Origin of the sequence: Candidatus Cyanaurora vandensis (assembly GCF_013285555.1) — a bacterium.
GTDB classification, from domain to species: Bacteria; Cyanobacteriota; Cyanobacteriia; order Gloeobacterales; family Anthocerotibacteraceae; genus Cyanaurora; species Cyanaurora vandensis.
Map to the genome: position 1 here is coordinate 1 of NZ_JAAXLT010000169.1, position 3212 is coordinate 3212.

5 protein-coding genes are annotated in these 3212 nt (G+C 57.0%); 1 reads left to right on the forward strand and 4 read right to left on the reverse strand.

Features of this window, described 5'->3' with window-relative positions; translation table 11 throughout:
* Positions 1–695: tetratricopeptide repeat protein (locus HFM78_RS11830; protein ID WP_287129650.1), on the forward strand; the 695-nt coding region annotated here is incomplete at its 5' end.
* A gap of 9 nt (positions 696–704) precedes the next feature.
* Here the strand turns inward: HFM78_RS11830 and HFM78_RS11835 are convergent.
* The 4 genes from HFM78_RS11835 to HFM78_RS11850 form a co-directional block, all read right to left on the reverse strand.
* Positions 705–1706, reverse strand: a complete 1002-nt coding sequence (locus tag HFM78_RS11835; RefSeq protein WP_287129651.1) for a sensor histidine kinase — start codon at positions 1704–1706, stop codon at positions 705–707.
* Complete coding sequence (locus tag HFM78_RS11840) at positions 1699–2115, reverse strand: response regulator transcription factor (protein WP_287129652.1); 417 nt, start codon at positions 2113–2115, stop codon at positions 1699–1701. Before HFM78_RS11840 ends, HFM78_RS11835 begins: the two co-directional genes overlap by 8 nt.
* A 102-nt stretch (positions 2116–2217) precedes the next feature.
* Positions 2218–2763 carry a hypothetical protein gene (locus HFM78_RS11845; RefSeq protein WP_287129653.1) on the reverse strand — a complete coding sequence of 182 codons (546 nt, stop codon included), beginning with the start codon at positions 2761–2763 and terminating at the stop codon, positions 2218–2220.
* Positions 2764–2874: 111 nt separating this feature from the next.
* Positions 2875–3212 (reverse strand): pseudouridine synthase (locus tag HFM78_RS11850; RefSeq protein WP_287129654.1); only part of this gene is annotated, 338 nt, incomplete at its 5' end.

A 3212-nucleotide genomic window follows, 5' to 3' on the forward strand; every position in this document is an offset into this window, starting at 1 on the left:
GCCCCGTTACCACCCGGACCACCGACTTGCTTTCCTTCTCGACCCCCACCCGCTCCCATCCTGCCGCTGCCCTTGCGCCAACGGAAGTGGCCCCGCCCGTGAAGAGGCGTCCTCTAGGCTTACGTTTAGGGGCGGCGGTCCTAGCGGCGGTCGGGCTGGGTCTGGCGGTCCCCTTCTTGTTACCCAAAAGTCTGCTCACGGTGTTTAAAGATGTATTCCCTGCTGTGGAAAAAACTCCCCCGGCAATTCAGTCTCTGCCCACGGCTGAACGCACCGCTCAGGAACCCACCGCCCGACCAAGCCCTGCGCCAATTGAGGAATCCCCCAACCGCGACCCCGTTCCCGATGCAGAAACCCAGCTACGCCAAGCCATCGAACGTGCCCCCAACCAAGCTGAACCCTACTTACAGCTAGCCCTACTTTTAGAACAAGGCGGCAGAAGCGAGGAAGCCCATACCCAATACGAACTCGGCATCCAGCTTGATCCCCAAGCCAGTTGGGCACGGCTCAACTTCGCCCGGCTCCTCCAAAAAGACGACCCCGCCGCCGCCCGCACCCAACTCGAAATTGCCCGCACCCAGTTCACCCAAGCAGGCAACCTGGACCAAGTGGCAGAAATTGACCAACTACGCCAACAAATAGAAAACACAAGGACCGCCATGCCGGGTAAGACCGAGGAAGATACCGGACAGTAGGCGTGAGGCTTAAGACGGGGCGGAGGGGTCGAGGACACGGGGGCAGTGAGCCAAGATTTGACAACCCTGTTGGGGGTTAGATTCCACTTGCCATCTACCACCTACCGCCGCCATGCGCTCTTGCATCCCAATCAGCCCGAGATGCCCCTCGCTGGCGAGCAAACTCAGGTCCTCCCCCAACTCAAACCCCCGCCCATTGTCTACCACACTCAAGTCCAGGGATTCCTCTCCGAAGGCTAGGGTCACGGTAATCTCATGGGCGCGAGCATGTTTGTAGGCGTTGTTCATCGCCTCCTGGACCACCCGGAAAATGGCTAGTTCAATATCTGGGGGCTGGCGGTACATCTCACCTTCCACCTGGAAGACCACGGTGGGGGCTTGTTTCTGTTGCCCAAAGCGTTTGATGTATTGCCGCAGCGAAGGGACCAAGCCGAAATTATCGAGGGCCGGGGGGCGCAGGTCTTGGCTCATGCGGCGGATCTGACGGGTCAGTTCGGTGGCCTGGATTTGGAGTTGTTCGAGGGCGGAGTAGACCGCGTGTTCCCCACCGAGGTCCATCATCACTAGGTCCAGTCCCAGACCAATGCTCGATAGGCCCTGGGTGATTTCATCATGGAGTTCACGGGCAATCCGGTGGCGTTCCTCCTCGTGGGCTTGGGTGACACCAATCGAGAGATGGACCATCTGTTGACTGAGAATTTTATTTTGGTAGGCAATCGCGGCCTGTTGAGCAATCAGGTTAGCAATAGTTTGAAGGGTGGCGGCGACCGCTCGCATTACCTTGGGCGCGACATCACTCTGGCCAAAAGCGAGGCGGGCAATGGTCTGCCCATTGCTCTCAATTGGCACACTAAAGCGCAGGGGTCCCACGGTGGTGTCGGTGAGTAAAGGATGATGGTCTAAGTCCGTGAAGACTACGGGCAACTGACACATCTCCTCAAACGCCTGTTGTAGTTGCTCCAAATTGGCAAGTCCAACCAAGGCGGTGAAACTATCGCTCCCCTCAGCCATGGACCACCCCCGCCATTAAGTCTTCGAGCTTCCGTACCGACAGGTCACATTTAGAGATAATGCCCAAGGCGCCGAGGGCTTTAGCTTCTTCCTCGTATTCCTCGACCTCCAGACTGGTCAAAATTAAAATTGGCAATTGTGGATAGTGTTTGAGGATTTCGCGGGTGGCAGTCAGGCCATCTTGACCAGGTAAGTTAATGTCCATCAAAATCAAGTCTGGGCACTCCCGATGCACCAAGTCCAGGCATTCCTCAGCAGACTGGGCCTCCTGCACACGCCAACAGTGGTCAGAGCGTTCCAACAGTTGCCGCACACAGCTACGGAATACCGAGTGGTCGTCTACCACAAGGACGGTCAAGGCTTGCATGGGGACCCCGGACAAAGGCGCGACTCCAAACGTGTCCTGCATCACTTAAGCCATTGTCCCCGATCTTTGATCCCTGAGGGAGAGTTAGTTAACTACCCTTGACCAAAGCAGTATCAGCCGTCGGACTAACGGTTGTTCCTTGCTCTAGGACGACAGACGCAGGCAGGAGGAGTCTTCATTCAACAAAAAACGAACTGAGCGTTCACGTAACTCATGACGGGCGATGGTCATGGAGTTGACGAGTCCGGCAGTATAGGCCGAGGAGAGGACGACGTAGCCGAAGGGTTCGCGTAGACCCGCTTCATTCACCTGTTCACAGGTCCAGGCTTGTTCTCCGGTGGCACTGACTTGGATCATGACGTGGGGCTTATCAAATTCCCAGCCCACCAACCGCAAGACCTCAGCGCGGCAGGGGAATTCCGCGATTTCGGGTTGTCCTAGGACCGACTGTTGAATATTTTGGGCGCGGCTAGCGGAGCGAGTAACGCAAAAATAAATCACCAATTCCTGCATCTCAGGCCGGAAATTAGCGGAAATGGCATTTTGCCAAAAGGCAATCCGGGTCTCGCTACTGGTGGGTTGACGCGTGGGGGCCGGGGATGGGGGAACTCTGGGAGCTACGGTCAAGACAGAGGGAGCAGCTTCCTTAGCTACAAAAAGACTACTCAGCCACTTCAACAAACGGATCATCTGACTTCCCCCATGCTTGGTTCGCTCACCTTGTCCTAATGTTAGGTTTCCATATCAAATCTTTACCCGGTATTTACACGCGCTTATCCAAGGTCGTTAGGCTCCATGAAATTACTGCAAAGGCTCTGGGGGCGGACAGGTGAGTGCCAACCAAGCACCACTGTGGGGATGCTCAAACCCGAGGTGCTCAGCGTGGAGGAGGTAGCCCGTATCACCGGGGACGTTCTCCCCAGAGGGCTGGCCCTCTGGACCATAGAGCGGGTCATGCCAGAGCGGATGGCCCACACTGGCGAGGTGAATACGGATCTGATGGGGCCGACCTGTGGGGATCTGGACGCTGAGGAGACTCGTAGTTGGGTTGCGGCGAAGAACTTGGCAATGGCTCAAGGCCGCCCGACCCGTCGGGGTATTCGCCCAAATTTGACCGAGGAGGGGGTGGGGCACGAGGC